General features: G+C 54.7%; 22 protein-coding genes and 1 pseudogene. 11 read left to right on the top strand and 12 right to left on the bottom strand.

The window, feature by feature from the left end; translation table 11 throughout:
• Positions 1–82: 82 nt before the first annotated feature.
• Positions 83–985 (bottom strand): 30S ribosomal protein S6--L-glutamate ligase, encoded by a 903-nt coding sequence (rimK, locus tag FA91_RS06430; protein WP_034913719.1) that lies wholly within the window; start codon positions 983–985, stop codon positions 83–85.
• A 22-nt stretch (positions 986–1,007) separates the two neighbouring features.
• The gene (gene nfsA / locus FA91_RS06425) at positions 1,008–1,730 is read right to left on the bottom strand and encodes an oxygen-insensitive NADPH nitroreductase (RefSeq protein ID WP_034913717.1); all 723 of its coding nucleotides are present in this window, start codon (positions 1,728–1,730) and stop codon (positions 1,008–1,010) included.
• Between the two features lie 196 nt (positions 1,731–1,926).
• Here nfsA and FA91_RS06420 point away from each other — a divergent pair, with 196 nt between their 5' ends.
• Complete coding sequence (locus FA91_RS06420) at positions 1,927–2,193, top strand: GrxA family glutaredoxin (RefSeq protein ID WP_034913715.1); 267 nt, start codon at positions 1,927–1,929, stop codon at positions 2,191–2,193.
• A 69-nt stretch (positions 2,194–2,262) separates the two neighbouring features.
• On the opposite strand, the gene ybjM is transcribed toward FA91_RS06420, so the two are convergent.
• Entirely contained in the window at positions 2,263–2,634 is a 372-nt protein-coding gene (gene ybjM, locus FA91_RS06415) for an inner membrane protein YbjM (RefSeq protein WP_051937070.1), read from the bottom strand.
• A gap of 273 nt (positions 2,635–2,907) precedes the next feature.
• On the opposite strand from ybjM, the gene FA91_RS06410 reads away from it, so the two are divergent.
• Together FA91_RS06410 and ybjG are read left to right on the top strand one after the other, a co-directional pair.
• The gene (locus tag FA91_RS06410) at positions 2,908–4,596 is read left to right on the top strand and encodes an aspartate:alanine antiporter (RefSeq protein WP_034913713.1); all 1,689 of its coding nucleotides are present in this window, start codon (positions 2,908–2,910) and stop codon (positions 4,594–4,596) included.
• A 302-nt stretch (positions 4,597–4,898) separates the two neighbouring features.
• Complete coding sequence (ybjG, locus tag FA91_RS06405; RefSeq protein WP_034913712.1) at positions 4,899–5,504, top strand: undecaprenyl-diphosphate phosphatase; 606 nt, start codon at positions 4,899–4,901, stop codon at positions 5,502–5,504.
• A gap of 52 nt (positions 5,505–5,556) precedes the next feature.
• Here the strand turns inward: ybjG and FA91_RS06400 are convergent, their stop codons facing one another.
• Positions 5,557–6,762 carry a serine hydrolase gene (locus tag FA91_RS06400; protein WP_051937067.1) on the bottom strand — a complete coding sequence of 402 codons (1,206 nt, stop codon included), beginning with the start codon at positions 6,760–6,762 and terminating at the stop codon, positions 5,557–5,559.
• A gap of 274 nt (positions 6,763–7,036) precedes the next feature.
• Between FA91_RS06400 and FA91_RS06395 the strand changes: the two genes are divergently transcribed.
• Entirely contained in the window at positions 7,037–7,693 is a 657-nt protein-coding gene (locus FA91_RS06395) for an HAD family hydrolase (RefSeq protein ID WP_034913710.1), read from the top strand.
• A 16-nt stretch (positions 7,694–7,709) separates the two neighbouring features.
• Here FA91_RS06395 and FA91_RS06390 read toward each other — a convergent pair whose 3' ends face one another.
• Positions 7,710–8,825, bottom strand: coding sequence for a PQQ-dependent sugar dehydrogenase (locus FA91_RS06390; protein ID WP_034913709.1), 1,116 nt, complete (start codon positions 8,823–8,825; stop codon positions 7,710–7,712).
• Positions 8,826–9,430: 605 nt separating this feature from the next.
• Between FA91_RS06390 and FA91_RS06385 the strand changes: the two genes are divergently transcribed.
• Positions 9,431–9,760, top strand: a complete 330-nt coding sequence (locus FA91_RS06385) for a hypothetical protein (RefSeq protein WP_034913706.1) — start codon at positions 9,431–9,433, stop codon at positions 9,758–9,760.
• 2 nt (positions 9,761–9,762) lie between these two features.
• Here FA91_RS06385 and FA91_RS06380 read toward each other — a convergent pair whose 3' ends face one another.
• Positions 9,763–10,575: a DUF4225 domain-containing protein gene (locus tag FA91_RS06380; protein WP_034913704.1), complete on the bottom strand. Its 813-nt coding sequence runs from the start codon at positions 10,573–10,575 to the stop codon at positions 9,763–9,765.
• 79 nt (positions 10,576–10,654) lie between these two features.
• Here FA91_RS06380 and FA91_RS06375 point away from each other — a divergent pair, with 79 nt between their 5' ends.
• The 3 genes and pseudogenes from FA91_RS06375 (at position 10,655) to rimO (ending at position 13,508) form a co-directional block, all read left to right on the top strand.
• Positions 10,655–11,134: a type VI secretion system tube protein Hcp gene (locus FA91_RS06375; RefSeq protein ID WP_034913701.1), complete on the top strand. Its 480-nt coding sequence runs from the start codon at positions 10,655–10,657 to the stop codon at positions 11,132–11,134.
• A gap of 150 nt (positions 11,135–11,284) precedes the next feature.
• Positions 11,285–11,956 (top strand): annotated as a pseudogene (locus FA91_RS20425) (IS3 family transposase); the annotation flags it as partial.
• A 226-nt stretch (positions 11,957–12,182) separates the two neighbouring features.
• Positions 12,183–13,508, top strand: a complete 1,326-nt coding sequence (rimO, locus tag FA91_RS06360) for a 30S ribosomal protein S12 methylthiotransferase RimO (RefSeq protein WP_034913695.1) — start codon at positions 12,183–12,185, stop codon at positions 13,506–13,508.
• A gap of 54 nt (positions 13,509–13,562) precedes the next feature.
• Here rimO and FA91_RS06355 read toward each other — a convergent pair whose 3' ends face one another.
• The 6 genes from FA91_RS06355 to FA91_RS06330 all read right to left on the bottom strand — a co-directional run bounded on the left by FA91_RS06355 (position 13,563) and on the right by FA91_RS06330 (position 20,382).
• Entirely contained in the window at positions 13,563–14,012 is a 450-nt protein-coding gene (locus FA91_RS06355; protein ID WP_034913693.1) for a DUF4385 domain-containing protein, read from the bottom strand.
• Positions 14,013–14,096: 84 nt separating this feature from the next.
• Positions 14,097–15,002 carry a glutathione ABC transporter permease GsiD gene (gene gsiD, locus FA91_RS06350; protein ID WP_034913690.1) on the bottom strand — a complete coding sequence of 302 codons (906 nt, stop codon included), beginning with the start codon at positions 15,000–15,002 and terminating at the stop codon, positions 14,097–14,099.
• Between the two features lie 9 nt (positions 15,003–15,011).
• A complete protein-coding gene (gene gsiC, locus FA91_RS06345; protein ID WP_034913689.1) occupies positions 15,012–15,932 on the bottom strand; it encodes a glutathione ABC transporter permease GsiC in 921 nt (306 codons plus the stop codon).
• Between the two features lie 62 nt (positions 15,933–15,994).
• A complete protein-coding gene (gene gsiB, locus FA91_RS06340) occupies positions 15,995–17,530 on the bottom strand; it encodes a glutathione ABC transporter substrate-binding protein GsiB (RefSeq protein WP_034913687.1) in 1,536 nt (511 codons plus the stop codon).
• Between the two features lie 41 nt (positions 17,531–17,571).
• Positions 17,572–19,404, bottom strand: coding sequence for a glutathione ABC transporter ATP-binding protein GsiA (gene gsiA / locus FA91_RS06335; RefSeq protein WP_034913685.1), 1,833 nt, complete (start codon positions 19,402–19,404; stop codon positions 17,572–17,574).
• A gap of 15 nt (positions 19,405–19,419) precedes the next feature.
• Entirely contained in the window at positions 19,420–20,382 is a 963-nt protein-coding gene (locus FA91_RS06330) for an isoaspartyl peptidase/L-asparaginase (RefSeq protein WP_034913683.1), read from the bottom strand.
• Between the two features lie 245 nt (positions 20,383–20,627).
• Here FA91_RS06330 and moeA point away from each other — a divergent pair, with 245 nt between their 5' ends.
• The 3 genes from moeA to FA91_RS06315 are packed head-to-tail and all read left to right on the top strand — an operon-like array spanning position 20,628 to position 24,162.
• A complete protein-coding gene (moeA, locus tag FA91_RS06325; protein ID WP_034913681.1) occupies positions 20,628–21,863 on the top strand; it encodes a molybdopterin molybdotransferase MoeA in 1,236 nt (411 codons plus the stop codon).
• Positions 21,864–22,622: a molybdopterin-synthase adenylyltransferase MoeB gene (gene moeB / locus FA91_RS06320; protein ID WP_034913678.1), complete on the top strand. Its 759-nt coding sequence runs from the start codon at positions 21,864–21,866 to the stop codon at positions 22,620–22,622.
• Entirely contained in the window at positions 22,615–24,162 is a 1,548-nt protein-coding gene (locus tag FA91_RS06315) for a sensor domain-containing diguanylate cyclase (RefSeq protein WP_051937063.1), read from the top strand. Before moeB ends, FA91_RS06315 begins: the two co-directional genes overlap by 8 nt.
• Positions 24,163–24,260 lie beyond the last annotated feature (98 nt).

Below are 24,260 nucleotides of genomic sequence, written 5' to 3'. Positions count from 1 at the left end.
TGCTCTCTGACTGCCGGAAAATTGCGCCCTAGCTTACGGAAAAAAGCACGTAAACACCACGATTACGCGCTAAATATGCAGATTAACCCCCCGTTTTAAGACTGAAGCCGGGACGCGCCTGCTCTTCAATCCAGGCGATCATCATTCCGGCAATATTCAGGCCGGTGGTGCTCTCAATGCCTTCCAGCCCCGGCGAGGCGTTAACTTCCATCACCAGCGGCCCACGGCGGGCGCGCAGAATATCAACACCGGCCACATCCAGCCCCAGCGTATTGGCGGCCGCAATGGCGATGTCTCTTTCCTGTTCGGTAATCTGTACGCGCCGTGCCGTACCGCCGCGATGCAAATTAGAGCGGAAATCCCCTTCTCTTGCCTCGCGCTCGATGGCCGCCACCACGTCGCCGCCAATCACCAGGCAGCGGATATCTCTGCCGTGCGCCTCTTTAATAAATTCCTGCACCAGAATATGCGCATTGAGGCCGCGAAAGGCGTCGATCACACTCTCTGCCGCCTGCCGCGTTTCGGCCAGCACCACGCCGATACCCTGCGTGCCCTCCACCAGCTTCACTACCAACGGCGCGCCGCCGACCATCTCGATCAGATCGTGCGTGTCGTCCGGCGAATGTGCAAAACCGGTCACCGGCATGGCAATGCCCTGCCGTGCCAGAAGTTGTAAAGAGCGCAGTTTGTCGCGCGCGCGGGTAATGGCGACCGATTCATTGAGCGGATAGCTGCCGCACACTTCAAACTGGCGCAGCACGGCGGTGCCGTAAAAGGTAATCGCCGAACCGATGCGCGGTATCACCGCATCGAAATGCGCCAGTTGCCTGCCGCGATAGTGAATGGTCGACGACGCCGGATTGATATTCATGTAGCAGGAGAGCGGGTCGATCACCTCCATGCTGTGGCCGCGATCTTTGCCCGCCTCAAGCAGTCGCCGACATGAATAAAGCGAACCGTCTCTGGAAAGAATCGCAATCTTCACCCTTTTTCTCCGCTCCGCACGCTCACCGCGTCGCCCATCCCTGCTTGTGCAGATAATCCAGCATGAAAGGACGATTCTCTTTGATAATGGTTTTCTGGATGTGTTCGCTCCAGGTTTCACGACGGCGATTGCTGTCGCGGTTCATATAATACGCTTCCTGCTCGCTGTCGTAAGCTGCCAGTACGGCCGGGTCGATCGGTTGATAGCGATTTTCATGCACCAGCATCGCCGACGGCATGCGCGGCTTGTGCTGCGGCGACTGATCGGGCCAGCCAAGACAGAGGCCAAACAGCGGCAGAACAAACTTCGGCAGCGCCAGCAGTTCGGTCACTTCAGCAATATTGTTACGAATACCGCCAATGAAAACGCCGCCAAGACCGAGCGATTCGGCGGCGGTCATGGCATTTTGCCCCATCAGCGCGGTATCAACGCAGCCGAGCAATAGCTGTTCGGCCAGGCCAAGCTGCGCCTGCGGGCAAATTTGCTGGTGGCGATTAAAGTCCGCGCAAAACACCCAAAATTCGGCGGCCTGCCCCACGTAGTGTTGCCCACCGGTTAACGTCACTAGCTGCTCACGCAGGCTGCGGTCGGTAATACGAATTATGGATGAGCACTGCAAAAAGCTCGAGCTTGAAGCCGACTGCGCTGCGGCAATAATGGCATCACGCCGGGCGTCATCAATCGCGGCATCGGTAAAGGCCCGGATCGAGCGATGTGAGCAGAGTAGCTCAATGGTCGGCGTCATGGTTCACTCCTGATGGTTTTATTCGGCACACGCAAATAGTAAAACGTAAAATTCAGCCTGTAGCATAGCCTGCACGAATCAGATCAACAGGCAATTTCTTCTTTTATTAGCAGAATGAAGCGGGCATGATAACCGCCAGTGAGTTATAAATTGTGATGTAAGTCACATAGAAAATGGTTACCTCAAGGAGAATTCCATGTTTGCTGTGATTTTTGGCCGCCCGGGCTGCCCTTACTGCGTACGTGCTAAAGACCTGGCTGAGAAGCTGACTGAAGAGCGTGAAGACTTCAACTTCCGTTACGTCGATATCCATGCGGAAGGCATCACCAAAGCCGATCTTGAAAAAACCGTCGGCAAGCCGGTCGAAACCGTTCCGCAAATCTTTCTTGATCAGAACCACGTGGGCGGTTTCACCGATTTTGAAGCCTACGCCAAAGAGAATCTGGGTCTGTTTCAGTCATAACGCTGATGCCCATAAAAGAAGAAAGCCGAGAATATCGGCTTTTTTTTTGCGTGCGTTACGGGCAGTGCGTCAGCGATGCTGCTGCCAGAACATCATTCGCCAGAGCATAACCAGCAGCGCACCTGAGCCACACCAGAACACCGCACTGGTCACAAAAGCCACTTCCTGCACCAGGTCACCGCTGTTCGTAAACCAGGTATGCAGCGCGATCAGGCAGACCGGCGTTGCCAGCAGCGCGCCAAGCAGCGTGGCGACAAGCGGGGAAGATCGACAGAACAGCGCCGTCATGACGCCCGGAAGGATGAACATCAGCAGACCAAGCCGCGCATGCAGCTTCGCCGGATTCTCGCTGGACATCTGCGATCCTACTGCTAAAAATACGAGGCAAAAAAGAACAAAACTGCCCAGCACGCTTGTCCGCGACACGCCTTTCAGCATCATGAAACTTTCTTCCGGTAATTTATGACGTGAGTTTGTCAAAATAATTCGACACATTCGTTCGGTTAATCATGCTACAAGGACCCGTTAAAATTCATCACGGCTTTTACTGGCTGAAAAAGTATGAAGCGATTAAAATGGCGGCCATTATTTATGGCGCTGGGCTGTCGTTCTCTGATTAACCTGAACGCCGCCGCTGCTCTGTTGGCAGCGCGATAAATTTAGCTCAAAAAACCCGACTTATCAACATGTTACTCGTAAACAAGAAGTTAAAGCGTGAATATAAACGTCGCAGATTTGTTAATTGATAATGACATTCTGTTATTATTTGTTGTTCTCTCCCTCGGGCTCTGTTTAGGGAAATTACGACTTGGCTCAGTCCAACTCGGTAATTCCATTGGTGTTTTAGTCGTCTCGCTCCTGCTGGGACAACAACACTTTGGCATGAATACCGACGCGCTTAATTTGGGCTTTATGTTATTTATTTTTTGCGTCGGTATCGAAGTCGGCCCCAATTTCTTTTCCATTTTCTTTCGCGACGGCAAAAATTACCTCCTGCTGGCGCTGGTAATGGTGATCACCGCCGTGGTGACCGCGCTGGGGTTAGGCAAGCTGTTTGGCTGGGATATTGGCCTGACGGCAGGCATGCTGGCGGGTTCCATGACGTCAACGCCGGTGCTGGTGGGCGCAGGCGATACGCTGCGTCAGACGTTGAACGCCAGCCCGGCGCTGAATCATGCGCTGGATAACCTCAGTCTTGGCTATGCCTTAACCTATCTGATCGGCCTCGTCAGCCTGATTTTTGGCGCGCGCTACCTGCCGAAACTGCAACATCAGGATCTGCCCACCTGCGCCCAACAGATCGCGCGGGAACGCGGCCTTGATCCGGACAGCCAGCGCAAAATCTACCTGCCCGTGATTCGCGCTTACCGCGTCGGGCCGGAACTGGTCGCCTGGACCGACGGCAAAAATCTGCGCGAGTTAGGTATTTATCGGCAAACCGGCTGCTATATCGAACGCATTCGCCGCAACGGTATTCTGGCCAGCCCGGACGGCGATGCGGTGCTGCAACCGGGCGATGAGATCTCGCTGGTCGGCTATCCCGATGCCCATGCCCGCCTCGATCCCAGCTTTCGCAACGGCAAAGAAGTGTTTGACCGCGATCTGCTGGACATGCGCATCATTAATGAAGAGATCGTGGTAAAAAATAATAATGCGGTGAATAAGCGGCTCAGCCAGTTAAAATTAACCGATCATGGCTGCTTTCTGAATCGGGTGATCCGCAGTCAGATTGAGATGCCCATCGACAGCAGCATTATTCTTAATAAAGGCGACGTATTACACATCAGCGGTGAAGCCCGACGGGTTAAATCCATTGCGGATCGCATCGGATTCATCTCAATTCATAGTCAGGTCACAGACCTGCTCGCCTTTTGCGCCTTTTTTATTATTGGACTGATGATCGGTATGGTGACCTTCCAGTTCAGCAATTTTAATTTTGGTATTGGTAACGCTGCCGGCTTACTTTTTTCAGGAATTCTTCTCGGTTTTTTACGCGCTAACCACCCTACGTTTGGCTATATCCCGCAGGCGGCGCTGACAATGGTAAAAGAGTTCGGCCTGATGGTCTTTATGGCGGGCGTAGGATTGAGCGCAGGCAGCGGCTTATCGCGCGGGCTGGGCGATACGGGGCTGCTGATGCTGGGCGCCGGGCTGATGGTCAGCCTGCTGCCGGTCATCGCCAGCTTTTTATTTGGCGCCTGGGTATTGAAAATGAACCGCGCACTGCTGTTTGGCGCGATTATGGGCGCGCGCACCTGTGCGCCCGCAATGGAAATTATCAGCGATACCGCACGCAGTAATATTCCTGCGCTGGGCTATGCGGGCACCTATGCTATTGCGAACGTCCTGCTTACGCTGGCAGGTACGCTGATCGTAATAATCTGGCCTGCGCTGGGCGGATAAAAATTATTTCAGCACGCATGAGAACTTTTATTTCTCCGCGCAGTCCTAATTAGTGCCACTGCTTTTCTTTGAAATCCTAAATTGTGGAGCCCGTTAATCAAATGATTAGCGGGTTTTTCTTTTTCTGGCACCCCGTTTACCACCTGCTCCCCTGTCAGATCGTCATTAAACCTTAACAAAACCCTAACCACAGCGTCATTTCGGAATGAATCCGTTTATCTTCCTGACATCGGGTTTTATCTTATTGATCCTGAATTTTACGTCCGACGGCAGCTGTCGTCGAACCGATGAGGAGATAATGAATGGAAGAGTTGAACCGGACGCTGTTTCTCTGGATCAATGCCAGCGCCAGTGCGCCGGAGTGGTTGATTTCGCTGGCGGTATTCATTGCACGCGATCTGATTGCCGTTGTTCCCCTGCTGGTGGTGGCGATGTGGTTTTGGGGGCCAAAGGGGCAACTGACTTTGCAGCGCGAGCTGGTGATCAAAATCGCCATTGCGCTGGCGTGGGCGCTCAGCCTTTCCTGGTGCATAGGCAATCTCTTCCCGCATCCACGTCCGTTTATGCTCGGTCTGGGTCATCAGTTACTGAAGCACGCCCCTGACGACTCCTATCCCAGCGATCACGGTACGGCAATATTTACCTTTGCCATTGCCTTTATCTGCTGGCATCGTGTGTGGTCCGGCGCGGTGCTGATGATTGTCGGCGCCGCTATCGCCTGGTCGCGGGTCTATCTCGGCGTGCACTGGCCGATGGATATGCTTGGTGGCCTGTTGGTCGGCATGCTCTCATGCCTGTTCGCCCAGATGGCGTGGATGTTTTGCGGTGAACGCGTGCTGGCCACCACCTCGTGGCTCTATCGCCAACTCTTTGCCATTCCGATTCGTAAAGGCTGGGTACAGAATTAAACCGGCACAAAAAAGGCAGCCGCAACGGCTGCCTTTTTCAGGTCAGGACTTATCAGGAAAACCATTTCCCAAACCAGCCGTTCATTTTCATCATAACGAAATCAACAATACGGCTGAAAAATCCGCCTTCGTTAACGTCCTGCATCACCACCAGCGGGCGCTGTTCGATCGTTTTACCGTCGAGCTGAAAGTTAATCGTCCCAACCTGCTGATCCTTCTTCAGCGGCGCGGTCAGCTGTGGCTGTGAGAGCGTAAAGCTCGCCTTCAAATTTTTCGCCTGTCCTTTCGGCAACGTGATCGCCGCATCTTTCGCCACCCCCAGATTGACGGTATCGCTGTCGCCATACCACACGCGCTGGCTGGCAAACGGCTTGCCTGATTTAATGGGCGTGATGGTTTCAAAGAAGCGGAATCCCCACGTCAGCAGCTTCTCGCTCTCCCGGAAGCGAATGCCATCCGTCGCTGCGCCGAGCACCACCGAGATCAGGCGCTGATCGCCCGCTACCGCGGAAGCCACAAGGTTATGGCCCGCGCCATCGGTATGCCCGGTTTTGATGCCGTCCACCTTCAGGTTGCTGCTCCACAGCAGCCGGTTGCGGTTATGCTGCCGAATGCCGTTAAAGGTGAACTCCTTTTCCTGATGGATTGCATACTCTTCAGGCACGTCGCGGATCAGCGCCTGACCAATCAGCGCCATATCGCGCGCGGTGCTGTACTGTCCGTCGGAATCAAGGCCGTGAACGGTTTTAAAATGCGTGTTTTGCAGGCCAAGCGCATTGACGTAGTTGTTCATCAGGCCGACGAACGCATCCTGACTGCCCGCCACATAATCTGCCAGCGCGATGCTTGCATCGTTGCCGGATTGAATAATGATGCCTTTGTTCAGTTCGGAAACAGGGATGCGATCGCCGGGTTTGAGAAACATCAGCGACGACCCTTTCAAAATGGGATTACCGGTCGCCCAGGCATCTTTACCCACCGTCACCATATCGTCAGTGGTGATCTTGCCGGACTTGATTGCCTGACCACTGACGTAGCTGGCCATCATTTTTGTCAGGCTGGCAGGATCGAGACGGTCATCAGCATGGGACTCAGCCAGCACTTTGCTACTGTTATAGTCCATAAGAATCCAGGCTTTCGCTTCAATTTGCGGCGGCGCGGGGGGCTCTTCGGCGTGGGCAAGAGTAACAAAAAGTAAAGAGAAGGTAGCGGAGATCGCAACGGCGCGGACGGCGGCAGAATGATGCATTTTCTTCATGGCAGAACCCAAGTATCCATTTGAATGAGCGCTGTTTTTGGAGCGCTGGCGAGCGTAAACCTTCCCACGCTATCGCGTCTTCTCACCGATTAGAACAGTTCATTCGTAAAGTTTTCTAGAGTTTATTAGAAATATATTAGAAACATGCCTCATCAGCCCTTTCAACCTCTTTACAGCGTCGAAAAAGCCAGGTGAATTCTGATTTACCGTCACACTGTTAAGTTCGTCACAAAATTCTACTAATCTGAAGCAAACCCGCAGAGGAGTGGCGACGATGGATTTAGCTTTATTCGATCTTGATGAAACGGTGATCAGCGAAGACAGTACCGGACTCTGGCTACGCTGGCTGGTTTCGCAGGGATTCGCACCAGCCGGGCTTATTGATGAAGAACAGGCGCTGATGACGCAGTATTATCAGGGCACGTTGCGTATGGAAGAGTATATGGCCGCGACGCTTTCTCCGCTTGCCGGCATGGGCACGCTCACCGTGACCGGCTGGGTCAGACGTTTTATTCAGCGTGATATCGTGCCGCGCGTCTACCCTTCCGCTCATGAACGCATGGCATGGCACCACGCGCGCGGTGACAAGGTGATGGTCGTGTCAGCCAGCGGCGAGCATCTGGTTGTTCCTATCGCGCAGCGTCTGGGCGCTCACGGCGCGCTGGCCATTGGCGTTGAGATCCTTGATGACCGCTACAGCGGCCAGACCTACGGTACGATGACCTATAAAGAAGGAAAAGTGACGCGCCTGAACGACTGGCTGGCGGAGCAGAAAGACGCGGCCTACGAGCGCACCTGGGCCTACAGCGACTCGATGAATGACCTGCCGATGCTGGAGCACGCCGATCACGCTTTTGTCATTAACCCCGCAGAGCCGCTGCACCTTGTGGCACAGCAGCGCGGTTGGGAAATTTGTCACTGGCAGCGATAGCGCCAGTCCGGCCTGGCTACTCTGCCAGGCCTACTTTGAGTAGTTTACCGTTACGTTCATCGGTCAATACATAAAGATAGCCGTCAGGCCCCATTCTGACGTCGCGAATACGCTCGCCGCGATCGCTGAGCAGCCGTTCTTTTTCTGTCACGCTATCGCCGTTCACCGACAGATGGATCAGGTTTTTTTCCTTCAGCGCGCCGATGAACAGTGAGTTTTTCCACTGCGGGAAACGCGCACTGTTGTAAAAAGCCATGCCGCCGATCGCGGGTGATACCTTCCACCAGAAAGCAGGCTGCTCGGTTCCGGCCACTTCGCCGCCTTTCGATCCCGGCACCTTTTCGCCGCTGTAATCGAGGCCCCACGTCGCCAACGGCCAGCCGTAGTTTTTCCCTTTGCGAGGGATATTCACCTCATCGCCCCCGCGCGGCCCGTGCTCGCTCTCCCAGATTTCCTTCGTCCATGGGTTCAGCGCGATGCCCTGTGGATTGCGCACGCCCAGCGCCCAGATCTCTGGCCTGGCCCCCGCTTTGTTTACAAAAGGGTTGTCTTTCGGCACGCTGCCGTCGGCGTTCAGCCGGACGATTTTCCCGGTCAGCGCAGAGAGATCCTGCGCCGTTTCAGCGTGAAAATTATCCCCAAAGGTGATCCAGACAAAGCCATCATTATCGAAGGCGATGCGCGATCCCAGGTTGGCCCCGCTGGAAAGCGCCGGCTGCTGACGAAGCACGGTTTTCAGATTGGTCAACCGCGCGTTATCGTCGCTGAGCGTGCCGTAACCCACTACTGCGCCCGCGCGCCCGTTATGGTCAGCCTCTGTCCACGTCAGCCAGACGCGACGGCTTCGCGTAAAGTCAGGCGCCAGCACCACATCAAGTAGCCCGCCCTGCCGCTCAGCCCAGACTTTTGGCACACCGCTGATGGGCTGGGACAATCCTTTACCCTGCCGCCAATAGCGCAAACTACCCGACCGCTCGGTGATCAGCATTCCCTGATTGTCGGGCAGAAATGCGACAGCCCACGGATGATCTAACCCGGTTTGCACCTCTTCCACGCTGACTTTTTCCGCCAGCGCGTTCTGGCTGAATAACAGCGAGGCAGCAACAGCCGCGGCCGTAAGCAGACGAGACATGCCTTTTCCTCTTTATGATGAGCGTTGTTTAAATTTAGTGAAAAAATATTGAGAAGGAGGAGACTTTACAAAAGCTTAAGGAAGACCTATTAAATGGTGTAAACGTTTCATCATCGATAAATCAGAAAAATATCTTTCGGACAATGTAAAAACATCTTTTTTAAACCCCTCGACTTTTTGAAACCCGATATTTGAGCATCATCCAATATTCCTGTAATGGCAAAATTAACCATACCAATATATTTTGGCGCTGGTTTGATTAATGGTCGTATCAAATATAAAAAAACGGGCCAGCGCCCGGTTTTTTAAGAGTTATTTACCCTTTAAGGATGGGGTCAGGACGTTTGTTAAGCGGTGTGAGCTACCATTCTAAGTGTTGTCCTGTTGCAAAAATGTCACAGAACAATCCCCATGGAGCATACAGGGCGATACGTATTCTACAGTTTCTATAATTTAAGTCACCAAGATAAATCTTGGCTGTATTAAGAAATGGTTTTATCTCCTGATAAAAAATCATTCATAATCAACTAATGAATGTACTAATTAGCCGCCATATGTTAAAATACTCTATGTTAATTCATTGAAGTTTAGAGATGGAGCCAATTTTGAACGATATGGATTTTATAAATGATCTCAAGGCTAATGGCTTTACTGACAAAGATATAAGTCGATTACGTAACATAGTTGAGAGTGTTCCTACTAAGGATCAAACGTTTGCTTCTATAGTACTTGACTTGAGCAAACGTTTTTGGGGTGGAGTTATTTCTTTAGCAATCATTGCAATTTGTTTCATCTTTGGCTTACTTCATGCTGATGAAAAAAGCAAAGTAATTTCATATTTCATTGGTGCCATATTCGGAGTAACGGTTGTATATATTGTTACTCCTATGAAACTCGCCTGGAAAGCTTATCGTTACATGGCTAAGAATAAGTAAAATTATTTGGGATCAGTATTCATATCTTTAATGTTAATGCCGATCTCTATTCCTTTCTTTGCCGCACCAGCTCCTTTTAGTGCGAGAGCTGGTTTACTCATTGCCTGAACTTTTCTGTAATAGTCTGATGGAAGATAGTTGAATAGCCTCCATGCCTCAGGTTTTAAAGTTAGCTTCAAAACCCCATAATACGATGTAGTAAAATCAACGGCTTGGTACGCCAATAATCCTAACCTTTTGTCGAAGCCCATGAATTCAGCCACGTCTTCATATGCATCTCTTGCAAAATTTGAAGGGTTAGTGCTACCTGCAATTTTCTGGATATTCTCTGTTAGCGAACCGAAGCCATTGAAGACGAGACTACCGCCTGCGACAACTCCGACTACGTTTCCGGTTACTATGGATCCGGCTACTAAAGTAGCACCTGCCACCATTTGTAATCCGCCCACTACAACACCTATGCCATCTATTATATAATCGATGATTTTTTCATGATCATGGTAGAACTGAACTGAAGCAGACACTACAGCGTGACCTGAACGAAGCATCCTGTCTTGTATGGTTAGATATTCATACTCTTGTTTGAGATTCTTTATGCAAGCCTGGCACTCATTATCAGTACTGGCTGAGCGAATAGCATTAAGCTGAAGGGTGATGAATGATTGAATTTCATCCTTAAAATTCATCCTGAGCATTGCGTCCTGGATATGCAGCAATGATAGTGTATTAGCAATGCTATTAAGCTGATTTGCCTGGAGGTTTGCCATTGTCTGATAGTAATTTGAAAATCTCCCTGAATTCGCGTAGTTGTCCATAACAGTCCCATTGTGTCATCATATGCTCAGTAATTTTATTTAAACAGATATCATTGAGTAATCAAAGGGAGTTTTGAATATGAGTACCGATCTTTACCTGAGAATTGATGGCATCAACGGTGAGTCACAGGATTCTAACCACAAGGGTTGGATCAACATCGACTCATTCTCTTGGGGTGCAAGCCAGGCTGCAAACATGAGTGTTGGTGGTGGTGGTGGAGCTGGCAAGGTTCAGTACCGGGATCTCACTGTACATGCGAACATCGACAAGGCAATTCCAGCAATCATGCGTTATCTCTCCAACGGTAAACACATAACTAAGGTTGAACTGGCCATATGCAAAGCCGGAGGAACTCAGATTGAGTATTGTCGTATTACCCTTGAGGATGTACTGATCATCGATGCTATGTTCAATGGTGCAAGCCAGCGTGACCTTGTTGGTATGATCTACCAATTCCAGGCTGCTAAGGTCAAGACCCAGTACTGGGAACAGTCTACAACTGGTGGCAGAGGTGCTGAAACTCAATCGAGCTGGAACATTAAAGAAAACCGCGAATAAGCTTAATAGGATGCGTTCTAAAAGGTTTAAAATAACTTTCAGAATCATACTGAACCTTAATATTACAGACGCGTTAGAATGCGTCTGATTCCCAGCTTAACCCACAATCCTCGTTCTCTCTGTCCATCAGTTCCTTATCAGACGGGTTCGCGTCAGCAGTTCTGGCTCATCTGTGATGCTGCTGTCCGTAAGGCATTCACTGAGGCAAAACAGCGCTATGGTGCTCCGCGCCTTGCTAATGGGCTATCGGAGTACAACATCAAAACCATTGCCACCAGTTTGTGTCGTCAGGGACTGCGGGCGAAAGCCGCGCGGAAGTTCAGCCCGGTGAGCTATCGGAGGCATGGCCTGACGGTATCAGAAAATCTGTTGAAACAGGACTTTTGTGCCGCCGCCCCAAACCAGAAGTGGGCAGGTGACATCATGTATCTGCGCACGGAAGAAGGCTGGCTGTATCTGGCGGTGATCATTGACCTGTAGTCACGTGCTGTCATTGGCTGGTCGATGTCATCGTAGATGACATCACAACTTGCCTGCGATGCTTTGCAGATGGCGCTCTGGCGGAGTAAGCGCCCGAAAAATGTTATCGCTCACACCGATCACGGAGGACAGTACTGTTCAGCAAACTATCAGGCGCTGCTGAAGCGATATAATCTGCTCGGCAGCATGAGCGCAAAAAGTTGCTGTTACGATAATGCCTTCGCGGAAAGCTACTTTCACTCACTGATGGTGGAATGTATCTGCGGAGAACGCTTCAGCAGCCGAGAAATAATGCGAGGCACGGTATTTAATTATATTGGGTGCGATTACAATCGCTGGTGACGTCATAGTGCCTGCGGCGGACTCAGCCCGGAACAGTTTGAAAACCAGCCCCTCGCTCAGGATCGCTTCCACAATATGTGGGTAGGAACAGATCTCATCTGCCGTTCTCTGGTGGAACCTTGTTGCTGCCTATCACTTGACCAGCGTATATAGCTATACAATTTCGACTTGGACATCTGTAGAATCGCAGCCCTATCAATTATAAACATGATAAATTCTTGACCTTATGAGCAATGTAATACATACCCCTCGTGTAGGATTTATATCGTTAGGCTGCCCTAAAAACCTGGTCGATTCTGAGCGGATCCTGACCGAACTTCGTACCGAAGGCTATGATGTGGTGCCACGTTATGACGATGCAGAAATCGTTATCGTTAACACCTGCGGTTTTATCGACAGTGCCGTGCAGGAGTCGCTTGAAGCCATTGGCGAAGCGCTGAACGAAAACGGCAAGGTGATCGTAACCGGCTGTCTGGGCGCGAAGGAAAACCAGATCCGCGAAGTGCATCCGAAAGTGCTGGAGATCACCGGCCCACACAGCTACGAGCAGGTGCTCTCACATGTGCATCGCTATGTACCAAAGCCGCAGCATAACCCCTTTACCAGCCTGGTGCCGGAACAGGGCGTGAAGCTGACGCCGCGTCATTATGCCTACCTGAAAATTTCAGAAGGCTGTAACCATCGCTGTACCTTCTGCATTATTCCTTCAATGCGAGGCGATCTCGACAGCCGGGCGGTAGGCGAGGTGCTGGACGAAGCGCGGCGCCTGGTGGAAGCCGGTGTGAAAGAGCTGCTGGTGATTTCGCAGGACACGTCAGCCTACGGCGTGGATGTGAAGCACCGTACCGGGTTCTGGAACGGCCAGCCGGTGAAAACCAGCATGGTCAGCCTGTGCGAACAGCTGGCGAAGCTCGGCGTGTGGGTGCGCCTGCACTACGTTTATCCCTATCCACACGTGGACGACGTGATCCCACTGATGGCGGCAGGCAAGGTGTTGCCCTATCTGGATATTCCCCTTCAGCACGCCAGCCCGCGCATTTTAAAGCTGATGAAGCGTCCCGGCGCCGTCGAACGCACGCTGGAACGCATCAAGCGCTGGCGCGAAATCTGTCCGGAACTGACGCTACGCTCGACGTTTATTGTCGGTTTTCCCGGCGAGACGGAAGACGATTTTCAGATGCTGCTCAACTTCCTGAAAGAGGCACGGCTGGATCGCGTCGGCTGCTTTAAATACAGTCCGGTTGAGGGCGCGACGGCCAACGATCTGCCGGACCCGATCCCGGAGTCGGTGAAGGAAGATCGCTTCAACCGCTTTATGCAGCTTCAGCAGGCTATTTCAACGGAACGTTTGCAGGAAAAAATCGGCCGCAACATTGCTGTCATTATTGATGAAGTGGATGAGGAAGGCGCGATTGGCCGAAGCATGGCCGATGCGCCGGAGATTGACGGTGCGGTTTACCTTAACGGCGAGACGAACCTCAAGCCAGGCGATATTATTCATGCGGTGGTGGACAACGCCGACGAATACGATCTCTGGGCGACAAGAATCTGAGGCAGGGTGTGGTTTTCTTTGTGCCAGGCGACTGGCGCTTAGCAGCCCTTCGCATCAGCCAAACGCCGCCTGATGCTTTTTCTTTCGCGCCAGGTAATCTGCATCCGCACGCAGCTTGTCCCACTCTGCTTTAAAAATTGCGGCGGCTGCGGCTTTTTCATCATTCAGCTCGCGCGGCAGCTCGTTGCGATCGGCATCATATTTCCGGCCGCCCTTGTGATTGGCATAACGACGCGCGCGGGTATATCCCATCTGAATAAACTTGCGCGCCATATCCATCCCCACAAAATCATCTTTCGCACGGTATTCCTCAAACAGCGTCATGATCGCCCGGGAGGAAACTTTCGCGATCTCAGCGGTCTTAAACCGCCAGTGCGGCAGAATTTCACTCTTATAAGGTTCAACCATCAGCACGCCCTGCTCGCCGCGTCCCACCTGATAGCGCTCAGGATGCTTGCGAAAATCGATTGTTTTGAAGTCCTGCTGATAATCAAATTCCTTCACCGTGCCATCTCCTGAGTAAAACATTCAGTCTGGCACAAAATCGGCGAAGCCGCGCCCGCCGGAACCGGGCGCTGAAGGGAAAGGTCAGGTTTTCAGTTTCGGATCAAGCGCGTCGCGCAGGCCGTCACCAAGGAGATTGAAAGCCAGCACCGTGAGAAAAATCGCCAGGCTGGGGAAAATCGCCACGTGCGGCGCCATCACCATATCCGCGCGCGCCTCGTTCAGCATCGCGCCCCACTCCGGCGTGGGTGGCTGTGCGCCAAGTCCGAGAAAAGAGAGGCTCGCCGCCGTAATAATCGACGTGCCGATACGCATGGTGAAATAGACCACAATGGACGAGATGGTGCCGGGCAGAATGTGCCGCATAATAATCGTGAAGTCAGAGGCGCCAATACTGCGCGCCGACTCGATAAAGGTCATCTGTTTCAACACCAGCGTATTGCCGCGCACCAGACGGGCAAAAGCGGGCACGCTGAATACCGCGACGGCGATGATCACATTCGACATGCCGGTGCCCATGATGGCCACAATCGCAATCGCCAGCAGGATACCGGGGAACGCGAACAGCACGTCGCTGATGCGCATGATGATGCGATCCCACCAGCCCTCGTAATAGCCCGCCAGCAGACCAAGCGCGGTGCCGATAGCGGCACCGATTGCGACGGACACAAAGCCGGAAATCAGCGACAGCCGCGTGCCAAGCAGTACGCGACTGAAAATATCGCGTCCAAGCGAATCGACGCCAAACCAGTGCATACCGGACGGCCCTTCGGTCAGGCGATCGTAATCAAAATAGTTTTCAGCATCGAACGGCGCAATCCAGGGCGCCAGCACCGCCACGACGATCAGCAGTAAGATGAACAGGCCCGCCATCAGCGCCACCGGCTGACGGCGAAAACGGCGCCAGAACTCCCGCCAGGGCGTGCGAACGCGATGCTGATTGATGGTTGGCATCGCGGCCTGTGCCGCGCTTCGTCGCCAGTTTTTCATCGCGTGTCCTTATTTGTAGCGAATCGCGGGGTTGATTGCGGCATACAGCATATCGACAATCAGGTTGATAAGAATGAATTCCAGCGAAAAAAGCAGCACTTCCGCCTGTACCACCGGGTAGTCGCGCATTTCTACCGAATCCACCAGCAGTCGTCCCAGCCCCGGCCAGTTAAAAACCACCTCAACGACAATGGAACCGCCCAGCAGAAAGCCGAACTGTAATCCCATCATGGTCACCACCGGGATCATCGCGTTGCGCAGGCCGTGCTTGACCACAACCCAGCTTTCGCGCACGCCTTTCGCCCGCGCCGTACGCATATAGTCTTCCTGCATAACCTCAACGAACGACGCGCGGGTAAAACGCGCCATCACCGCTGCAACGGCGGCACCAAGCGTAATGGAGGGCAGAATATAGTGTTTCCAGCTGTCTGCGCCGACGGTGGGCAGCCAGCCCAGTTCGACAGAGAACACCTGCATCATCAGCATGCCGAGCGCGAAGGCGGGAAACGAGATGCCCGACACCGCCAGCGTCATGCCGAGCCGATCCGGCCAGCGGTTGCGCCAGACCGCCGAAACAATCCCAATCGTCATACCAAAGATCACCGACCACACCATACTGCTGAGCGTCAGCCACAGCGTCGGTAAAAATCGCAGCGCGATTTCCTCTGAAACGGGTCGCTTTGACACCATCGACAGGCCGAAATCGCCTCTCACGGCATGGCTGATAAAATGCCAGAACTGCTGAAGCAGCGGCTGATCCAGCCCCAACTGCTGACGAACCATCGCCACCACGGTGGCATCCGCTTCCGGCCCTGCCACCAGCCGCGCCGGGTCGCCGGGCAGCATATGCACGAACAGAAACACCAGCACCGCCACGATCAGCAGAGTTGGGATCAGCCCCAGTAAGCGTCTGAAGAAATAGTTAAGCATGCGTTATCCTGCGCATCGCGCGGCTGCGCCTCTCTCCGGAGCCGCAGCCGCAGCGAACGCTGTTACTTCAGTTCGGCTTCATCAAAGCTGAACGAGGTGTCAGGCATGACGTAGAAGCCCGTCAGGTTTTTCGTTTTTGCTGAAACCAGCTTTTCGACCACCAGCGGCGCCCATGGCTGATCTTTCCAGATGCGCGACTGCGCGTCTTTATACAGCGAGGCTTTCTTCTCGCCGTCGGTGGTTTTCAACGCGTCGGCCAGGTCTTTATCCACCTGCGGATTGCTGTAGAACGCCGTGTTGAAGATGGTCGGCGGCCAGGACTGCGTATCAAAGAGCGGCGTCAGCGCCCAGTTCGCTTCGCCCGTCGACGCAGACCAGCCGGTATAGAACATACGCACGCCGCTCTCTTTCTGGCCCTTACCTTCCACTTCCGCCGCACGCTGGCCGGCATCCATCGCCGTGACTTTCACCTTAATGCCCACCTGAGCAAGCTGCTGCTGGGTGAACTGCAACACCTTTTGCGCCGTGCTGTGGTTATGTGAAGACCAGAGCGTGGTTTCGAAACCGTTTGGATAACCCGCCTCTTTCAGCAACTCGCGCGCCTTCGCCGGATTGTACTGCGGCGCCGCAAAGCTTTCTGAATACTGGATAGCCGGCGGCACGATGCCGGTGGCAGGCGTGGCGTAACCGGCGAAAGCCACCTTCACCAGCGCCTGACGGTTGATCGCATAGTTGATCGCTTCGCGCACTTTAGGATTATCAAACGGCTTCTGCGTGACGTTGAAACTGATATAGCGCTGCATGATCGACGGCGACGTGGTCAGATCCAGTTTGGCATTGCTCTCCAGACGCTTCGCCTGCTCATAAGGGATAGGGAACGCCAGGTTGGCTTCGCCGGTTTGCAGCATCGCGGCGCGCGTGTTGTTGTCCACAACCGGACGCCAGGTGATGGTATCCAGTTTCGGATAGCCTTTTTTCCAGTAGCCGGCAAACTTTTTCACCTTGACGAAATCGGTCTGATTCCAGTTCTCCAGTTCGTACGGGCCGGTTCCCACCGGATGAAAACCGATGTCCTTGCCGTACTTCTTCAGCGCAGTGGGCGAAATCATCGCTGCCGCCGGGCTTGCCAGGGTGTTAATAAAGGCGGAGAACGGCTGCTTGAGGGTGATTTTCACCGTTACGGGATCGACCACTTCGGTGGTGCCGATGGATTTAAACAGGTTATAGCGCTTCAGATGGCTGTCGGGATCGCTGGCGCGATCGAGGTTAACCTTGACCGCTTCGGCATTGAAGTCGCTGCCGTCCTGGAATTTAATGCCTGAACGCAGTTTGACGGTGTACGTCAATCCGTCCGGGCTGGCCTGATAGCTCTCTGCCAGCACGTTAATTAACTTCATATCTTTATCAAAGCCAAACAGGCCCTGATAGAAAGATTTCGCTACCGCCTGCGACAGCGTGTCGTTGGCGTCGTAAGGATCGAGCGTGGTGAAATTGGACCCTACGGCGATCACCGCATCCTTTGCCGCCCACGCGGGTAGCGCCGCAATACTGCCCAGCAGGCCAGCGGTTAACAGCAACTTACGTTTTTGAATCATCATCTCGTCTTCCTCTTAATCCTTTGTCGATGTTGTGCTGCAAATCAGCCGCCGACTGCATGGCGGGCAACGTAGTGTCCTGCGCTCACTTCAATAAGCTGTGCCACCACCGGCTCATCGCCCAGGGCGCGGATCGGGCTGGGAATTTCATCAACCAGTAGCGCTCGTTCACGGCGTCGATGAGCCGGGTCCGCCACCGGCACCGCCGACATCAGCTTGCGCGTGTAGGGATGCTGCGGATTTTCAAATACAGACTGACGCGGGCCGATCTCAACAATCTGCCCCAGATACATCACCGCCACGCGGTGGCTGATCCGTTCCACCACCGCCATATCGTGAGAGATAAACAGAAAGGCAATGCCAAACTCGCGCTGGAGATCGAGCATCAGGTTAACGATCTGCGCCTGAATGGAGACGTCCAGCGCGGAAACCGACTCGTCGGCGATCACCACCTTTGGGTTAAGCGCCAGCGCGCGCGCAATACAGATGCGCTGCCGCTGACCGCCGGAAAATTCATGGGGATAGCGACGCGCGTGCTCCGGCAAAAGGCCAACGCGCTCCAGCAGCCAGGCCACGCGATCTTCCGCCGCCTGCCCTTTTGCGATGCCGTGCACCAGCAGCGGCTCCATAATTGAAAAGCCGACCGTCAGTCGCGGATCCAGCGAGGCGTAGGGGTCCTGAAAAATAAACTGAATATCACGCCGCAGATGTGAAAGCGCCGGGCCGGTGAGGGTATCAATTCGCTGGCCGTTAAAGGTAATGGTGCCGCCCTGGCTTTCAACCAGCCGCAGCAGCGAGCGTCCGGTGGTGGACTTGCCGCAGCCGGACTCTCCCACCAGCGCCAGCGTTTCGCCCGCGCGCAAATCAAAACTAACCTTCTCCACCGCGTGCACGCGCCGCGTCACGCGGTTCAGAATGCCGCTGCGAATATCGAAGCGGGTTACCAGATCGCGCACCTGTAGCACCGGCTCACCGTCCGCGACCACGGTATCCTGGGGAGTGTCATCATTATCATGCCCAATCAGCGGGAAATGCGCCGGCAGCGCTCTGCCGGTCATCGCCCCCAGTTTTGGCACGGCGGCCAGCAGCGCGCGCGTATAGTCGCGCTGCGGACGCTGAAAAATCTCGTCGACGCTGCCGGTTTCCATTACGTCGCCGCGATACATGACCTGCACACGATCGGCCATTTCCGCCACCACGCCCATATCGTGGGTGATAAAAATCACGCCCATCTGCATCTCTTTTTGCAATACGCGGATCAGTTGCAGGATCTGCGCCTGGATGGTGACGTCAAGCGCTGTGGTCGGCTCATCGGCAATCAGCAGCGCCGGTCGGCAGGAGAGCGCCATGGCTATCATCACCCGCTGACGCATCCCGCCGGAAAGCTGGTGCGGAAAACGGGAAAGTACGTTTTTCGCTTCGGGAATACGCACCAGGTCGAGCATCCTTTCGGCTTCCTTCAGCGCGTCACGATGGCTTTTTGCCTGATGCAGACGAATGGATTCAGCGATCTGCTCGCCCACCGGGAAAACCGGATTGAGCGAGGTCATCGGCTCCTGGAAAATCATCGCCATATCGGCGCCGCGAATGCCGCGCAGCTGCGACTGACGCAGCGTGGCAAGGTCAATAAGCTCGCCGTTACGCCGACGCAGCCACATCTCGCCGCTGTCGATAATGCCGCCGCCCTGCTCCACCAGACGCATCAGCGCCAGTGACGTCACCGATTTTCCTGAGCCGGATTCTCCGACGATCGCCAGCGTTTCGCCGCGCTTCACCTCCAGCGAAAGATTTTTCACCGCCTGAATCCTTTCGCCTTCCTGCTGAAAACTGACGCGCAGATTTTTGACCGAAAGTACCTGTTCCTCTGGTGACTGCATTATGCTCAAGCCTGTTTATTGTTGACGGTAGATGCCGACGTTTGGCGCGTCGCCCACGTAACCGTAGCCGCGATACATGCCTTCACTGTTAAAAGGCAGCGCGATATTGCCTTCGCGATCGATAGCAATCAGGCCGCCGCTGCCGCCGAAAGCGGGAATTTTTTCCATGATCACGCGGTCGGTCGCCTCCTTTAATGACAGGCCTGCATACGCCATCAGCGCAGCGATGTCGTAGGCGGCCAGCGTACGCATATAGACTTCACCGGTGCCGGTACAGGAGACGGCAACGTTTGCGTTGTTGGCATAGCAGCCCGCGCCGATGACGGGGGAATCCCCTACGCGTCCCGCCTGTTTATTGGTCATTCCGCCGGTTGAGGTGGCCGCCGCCAGATCCCCTGCAAGGTCGAGCGCCACCGCGCCGACGGTGCCGAATTTGCGATCCGGGTCGAGCGGATCGCCCGAGGACTGTGCGGCGCCATCGTGGTCGAGCAGCACCTGCTCAGACGCCAGCGCGCGTTCGAGCTGCTCGCGGCGTTCATCGGTTGAGAAGAAGTCCGGCGCAACGCGTTCAAGGCCGCGTTCGGCCGCAAATTTTTCTGCGCCTTCGCCAATCAGCAGCACGTGCGGGCTGTGCGCCAGCACCTCACGCGCCGCCAGCACCGGGTTGCGAATGCGGCTGACGCCCGCGACGGCACCCGCTTCCAGCGTGCGGCCATCCATCACGCTGGCATCGAGCTCATGCGTACCCGCATGCGTAAATACCGCGCCTTTGCCTGCGTTAAACAGCGGACACTCTTCAAGCAGCCGTACCGCCTCGGTGACCGCATCCAGCGCGCTGCGTCCTTCCGCCAGCATCGCCTGGCCGCGTGACACAATGTCTGACAGCGCCTGAATGTACGCCTGCTCTTTTTCCGCGCTCATACTGGCGCGGGCGATAGCGCCTGCGCCGCCGTGGATGGCAATTGCTGCTTTGACCATAACGCCTCTGTCGTGACCGCCAAATCAGCATGAAAAACACTGAGTTAGGCTGCATTTATTTGGAATAAGCCGTTTTTGACTATAGGCAGCCTGTAAAGTGATGTAAAGCACAAAGGTTGCTGGCTGATAATAACGAAAAGTTATAACTCATGCCGGACGGGGCGTTTACGTGACCCTAAGGCAAATTGCCGTCATAATAAAAGCATCTGATTGATTAGCGCGCGTGCAGGCGCGCCGGAGAACGTATGGAACCCTTTACCACAGGACTGATTTCCCTGGATGACGCGCTGGCCACGATGCTGGGCCAAATTACCCCGCTTACCGATGATGAAACGCTGTCGATTACCGATGCCGCAGGTCGCATAACCGCTGAAGAGGTGATTTCACCGATTGATGTGCCCTCTTTTGCTAACTCCGCCATGGATGGTTATGCCGTGCGGCTGGCAGATATACAGAATGAAAAACCGCTTTACGTAGCAGGCAAAGCGTTTGCCGGCGCGCCCTTTTCCGGCGAATGGCCCGCAGGAAGCTGTATCCGCATTATGACCGGCGCACCGGTGCCGCCGGGTGCGGATGCGGTGGTGATGCAGGAGCAGACCGAACAGGACGGCGAGGCGATCCGCATTACCGCGCCGGTGGCGGCCGGGCAAAATATCCGGCTGCCGGGTGAAGATATTCGGCGCGGCGCCCGCGTGCTGCGAGCCGGAACGCGCCTGGGCGCGGCGGAGCTTCCGCTGCTGGCCTCATTAGGCGTGGCCGAGGTAAACGTCATTCGCCGCCTGCGGGTTGCGGTATTTTCAACCGGCGACGAGCTCCAGCCGGTCGGCCAGCCGCTGGGTGCCGGGCAGATTTACGACACCAACCGCTTTGCCGTCTCGCTGATGCTGCATAAGCTGGGCTGCGAGGTGATTGATCTTGGTATCATTCGTGACGATCCTGACGCGCTGCGCGCCGCGTTTCAGCAGGCGGACAGCCAGGCCGACGTTACCCTCAGCAGCGGCGGCGTTTCTGTTGGCGAAGCGGATTACACCAAACAGATGCTGGAAAGCTTAGGGGAAGTCACCTTCTGGAAGCTGGCCATCAAACCCGGCAAGCCTTTCGCCTTTGGCCGCCTGAAAAATAGCTGGTTCTGCGGCCTGCCGGGTAATCCGGTTTCTGCGGCTCTCACCTTTTATCAACTGGTGCAGCCGCTGCTGGCGAAGCTCACCGGCCAGCAGTCGGCCGTACTGCCGCCACGCCAGCGCGTTAAGCTGACGGGCTCGCTGAAAAAATCGCCAGGGCGGCTCGATTTCCAGCGCGGCATCCTCAGCCGCAACGCGGAGGGCGAAATGGAAGTGCGCAGCACCGGGCCTCAGGGCTCCCACGTGTTCAGTTCGTTCAGCCAGGCCAACTGTTTTATCGTGCTTGAGCGCGAGCGCGGCAACGTTAACGCCGGCGAATGGGTTGAGGTTGAGCCTTTCAACGCCCTGCTGGAGGGATAAATGCTGCCGGAACTGAGCGATGAAGAGACGCTGCGCTATAACCGCCAGATTGTGCTGCGCGGTTTCGATTTTGACGGGCAGGAGCGGCTGAAAGCGTCGAAAGCGCTGGTGGTCGGCCTTGGCGGCCTCGGCTGCGCGGCTGCGCCCTACCTCGCGTCGGCGGGCATGGGTCATCTGACGCTGCTCGATTTTGACACGGTTTCGCTGTCTAACCTTCAGCGCCAGACGCTGCATACCGATGCGGACATCGGCACGCCAAAAGTGGCGTCGGCTGGCCGCAGGCTGCGCGCGCTCAACCCCCATCTCTCCCTCAGCAGCGTTAATGCACAGCTTAACGACGAAGCAATGGCGGAACTGCTCAAGAAACACGACGTGGTGCTCGATTGCACCGACAACGTAGCCACACGCGAGCAGTTAAACCGGCTCTGTTTCAGGCATCGCGTTCCGCTGGTTTCCGGCGCAGCGATCCGCATGGAAGGACAGATTAACGTATTCAGCTGGCAGGACGATGCGCCCTGCTATCGCTGCATCAGTCGGCTGTTCGGCGACGCAACCCTCAGCTGCGTCGAAGCGGGCGTGATGGCCCCGCTGGTGGGGGTGATTGGCGCGCTTCAGGCGATGGAAGCCATCCGGCTGCTGACGCACTATGGCGAGCGCGTCAGCGGTAAGCTGCTAATCTATGATGCAATGACGCTTCAGTTTCGTGAGATGAAGGTAGCGAAAGACCCGGCCTGCGAGGTATGTGGTAAACATGAGTGAAGAGATACGGGCGCAGAACGACACCAGCATGCTTAATTTACGTAAAATGCTGCTGATCTTTTTATCGGTTATCTGCGTAGCCGTGGTGTTGGTGAATGGCTGGATAGTCAATAATACCTGGCAACGCATGCTCGACGATACGCAAAACAACGCACGTAATCTTTCGCAATCCGTGTCGCAGCAGTCGGAAGATTCATTTCTTCAGGTGGAGCTGGTGTTACAGGATCTGCGCGACCGCATTACGCTCATCGGGCTGGATGGTGAGCGGCAGGTTTATCTGCACGATCTGCTCTCCACGCGTAAGGCCTCTCTGCCGCAGCTGCACGGCCTGTTTGTTTACGATGCCAATGGGGACTGGGTGGTCACCTCGGCGGCGGAGATGCCAAAAAAACATTTTAACAACAGCGATCGCGACTATTTCCGCTACCATATGACGCACACCGATCCGGGCATGCTCATCAGCAAGGTGATCCACAGCCGCAGTACGGGTGAGCTGATTATTCCCTTATCAATGCGTCTGAACAACAGCGACGGCTCGTTTCGCGGCGTACTGCTGGCGACCATTCGCATTGATTATTTTCGGCAGGTTTTTGGCTACTATACGCTGGGCGAACGCGGTCTGATGGCGCTGATCAGCGATAAAGGCAACCTTTTTTACGCCAGGCCTTCCCCTGACGACACCATCAATCGCAACCTTTCCAGCAGCCCGCTGTTTACGCATTTGCTGAAAGAATCCGCCAGCGGAACCGCGATTTATAAAGCGGCCATCGACGGCGTCGAGCGCGTGTTTGGCTACGCCAGTATGAAGCGCTATCCGCTGGTGGTGACGGTTGGTTATGGCAAGCAACAGCTTTTGCAGACGTGGCTGACCGGCGTACTGGTTTATATCGTCCTGTGCATCCTGCTTCTGCTTGCCATTGTTATGCTTGGCTACCTGCTGCTGCGTAACCTGAGTAAAAGTATTCAGAATCAGCGCGAGCTGGCTGAAGTACGCGATCAGCTCACGCAGATGAACCACGCGCTACAAAACCTCGCGCTGGTTGACAGCCTTACCGGCCTGGCGAACCGACGGCAGTTTGATCTTTACCTCGACAGCAGCCTGGAGCAGGCGGAAAGAGCGCGGTCTCCCGTGGCGCTGCTGATGATCGATGTCGACTCCTTTAAGCGCTTTAACGATACCTATGGGCATCTTGCTGGCGATGAGTGTCTGAAGCGGATCGCCAGCGCGTTGCAGCAGGTTCCTCATCGTGCTGACGACCTGATTGCACGCTACGGCGGCGAAGAATTTGCGGTGATTTTGCCCGACAGCGGCCGTAAAGGCGCCTTACGCTATGCACAGGCGGCGGTTGACGCGGTGGCATTGATGAATATCCCTCACGAGAGCAGCGACGTGGCGGAGAAGATTGTGACCATCAGCGTGGGCGTGCATGCGCTGGAGGATGAAGCGACTAATACGTCGCGCGAGGCGCTGATAAGCGAGGCGGATAAAGCGCTTTATCAGGCGAAAACTGCTGGCAAAAACCGCGTTGAGATGCTCTGAAACGGGGGTGCGTAAGCTCACCCCACAAACTTATTTTTCCAGCGAGTAAAACAGAAAACAGCCCGTGGTCAAAAAAGCTAACAGGAAGCCGTCCGGCT

The organism is Erwinia sp. 9145, from assembly GCF_000745075.1.
Classification (GTDB): domain Bacteria; phylum Pseudomonadota; class Gammaproteobacteria; order Enterobacterales; family Enterobacteriaceae; genus Erwinia; species Erwinia oleae.
This window is presented reverse-complemented; position numbering and strand designations above follow the sequence as displayed.

Coding starts and splice junctions, on each gene's coding strand:
- nfsA (WP_034913717.1), bottom strand. CDS start 1,730: ATGACGCCGACCATTGAGCTACTCTGCTCACATCGCTCGATCCGGGCC.
- FA91_RS06420 (WP_034913715.1), top strand. CDS start 1,927: ATGTTTGCTGTGATTTTTGGCCGCCCGGGCTGCCCTTACTGCGTACGT.
- ybjM (WP_051937070.1), bottom strand. CDS start 2,634: ATGATGCTGAAAGGCGTGTCGCGGACAAGCGTGCTGGGCAGTTTTGTT.
- ybjG (WP_034913712.1), top strand. CDS start 4,899: ATGGAAGAGTTGAACCGGACGCTGTTTCTCTGGATCAATGCCAGCGCC.
- FA91_RS06400 (WP_051937067.1), bottom strand. CDS start 6,762: ATGAAGAAAATGCATCATTCTGCCGCCGTCCGCGCCGTTGCGATCTCC.
- FA91_RS06395 (WP_034913710.1), top strand. CDS start 7,037: ATGGATTTAGCTTTATTCGATCTTGATGAAACGGTGATCAGCGAAGAC.
- FA91_RS06390 (WP_034913709.1), bottom strand. CDS start 8,825: ATGTCTCGTCTGCTTACGGCCGCGGCTGTTGCTGCCTCGCTGTTATTC.
- FA91_RS06380 (WP_034913704.1), bottom strand. CDS start 10,575: ATGGACAACTACGCGAATTCAGGGAGATTTTCAAATTACTATCAGACA.
- FA91_RS06375 (WP_034913701.1), top strand. CDS start 10,655: ATGAGTACCGATCTTTACCTGAGAATTGATGGCATCAACGGTGAGTCA.
- rimO (WP_034913695.1), top strand. CDS start 12,183: ATGAGCAATGTAATACATACCCCTCGTGTAGGATTTATATCGTTAGGC.
- gsiD (WP_034913690.1), bottom strand. CDS start 15,002: ATGAAAAACTGGCGACGAAGCGCGGCACAGGCCGCGATGCCAACCATC.
- gsiC (WP_034913689.1), bottom strand. CDS start 15,932: ATGCTTAACTATTTCTTCAGACGCTTACTGGGGCTGATCCCAACTCTG.
- gsiB (WP_034913687.1), bottom strand. CDS start 17,530: ATGATGATTCAAAAACGTAAGTTGCTGTTAACCGCTGGCCTGCTGGGC.
- gsiA (WP_034913685.1), bottom strand. CDS start 19,404: ATGCAGTCACCAGAGGAACAGGTACTTTCGGTCAAAAATCTGCGCGTC.
- FA91_RS06330 (WP_034913683.1), bottom strand. CDS start 20,382: ATGGTCAAAGCAGCAATTGCCATCCACGGCGGCGCAGGCGCTATCGCC.
- moeA (WP_034913681.1), top strand. CDS start 20,628: ATGGAACCCTTTACCACAGGACTGATTTCCCTGGATGACGCGCTGGCC.
- moeB (WP_034913678.1), top strand. CDS start 21,864: ATGCTGCCGGAACTGAGCGATGAAGAGACGCTGCGCTATAACCGCCAG.
- FA91_RS06315 (WP_051937063.1), top strand. CDS start 22,615: ATGAGTGAAGAGATACGGGCGCAGAACGACACCAGCATGCTTAATTTA.